The 1214-nt window shown below is 65.7% G+C and carries 1 protein-coding gene; it reads right to left on the reverse strand.

Going from position 1 to position 1214, the window contains the following annotated elements:
- A partial coding sequence (locus J8I35_RS34370; RefSeq protein ID WP_209929393.1) for a PLP-dependent aminotransferase family protein occupies nt 1–1214 on the reverse strand: 1214 nt, incomplete at both ends.

The following is a 1214-nucleotide window of genomic DNA, read 5'->3' on the forward strand; positions in this document are numbered from 1 at the left end:
CCGATCGTGATCCCCTGCTCCAGCGCAAGCTGGTACAACCGCATCGCATCGACCTGCGCCGGCAACTCGACCCACAGCACGTACCCGCCCGCCGGGCTCGACATGCGCGTGCCTTCCGGAAAGAACCGCGACACCATCGCGCGCATCAGGTTCGCCTGCTGCGCATACGCCTTGCGAATTCGCCGCAGGTGATGTTCGTAGCCGTCGCGCTCGAGAAACTCCGCGATCGCCAGTTGCGGCAACGACGGCGTCGCGAGCGTATTCAGGAACTTCAGCTTCTCGACCTGATCGCGATAACGGCCCGGCAGCGCCCAGCCGATCCGGTACGCGGCCGTCAGGCTCTTCGAGAACGACGAGCAATGCAGCACGATCCCGGTCCGGTCGTAGGATTTCAATGAACTCGGATGCGTATCGCCGAAATACAGTTCGTTGTATACGCCGTTCTCGATGATCGGCAGACCGGCATTCGTTGCGAACTCAACCAGTTCGCGCTTGCGCTCGTCCGGCATCTGGAAACCCAGCGGATTCTGGAAGTTCGGCATCACCATGCACGCGGCGATCGGCTGCGACTTCGCGATCGCGGCCAGCGCCGCGATGTCGATCCCGTATTCCGGATGCGTGGCCACCTCGATCGCCTTCATCCCCATCCGCTCGATCGCGTGCAGCATCGCGTAGAACGTCGGCGATTCCACCGCGATCGTGTCGCCCGGTTTCGCGACCGCCTGCAGGCACAGGTTGATCGCCTCCGTCGCGCCGACCGTCACAATGATCTCGTTCGGGTCCACCGACATCCCGTTCTCCAGGTAGCGGCGCGCGATCTGCCGGATCAGCCGCGGATGGCCGGGCGGCAGCCCGTCGGTCACGCCCCACAGCGACTTGTCGCGGCCGGCCGCATACGCGTAGCGGTTCAGTTTCTCGAACGGGAACAGGCTCGGGTCCGGATACGGCGAGCCGAGCGGCACCGCGTCGTCCGTGCCGATCGAGCGCAGCGTCGACAGCACGAGCCGGCTCACGTCGACCGACGACGAGATCGCGATCGGCTTCGACGGCCGCAGTTCGCGCACCGGCGCGTGCCCGTCGTCGCGCCGCAGGTTCACGAAATAGCCCGACTGCGGCCGGCTTTCGAGCAGCCCGCGGCTTTCCAGCAGCAGATACGCATGCAGCACCGTCGTGATGCTGATCCGGTGCTGCTGGCTCGCCTGCCGCACCGACGG

Source organism: Burkholderia sp. CpTa8-5 (genome assembly GCF_017815045.1).
GTDB lineage: Bacteria > Pseudomonadota > Gammaproteobacteria > Burkholderiales > Burkholderiaceae > Burkholderia > Burkholderia sola.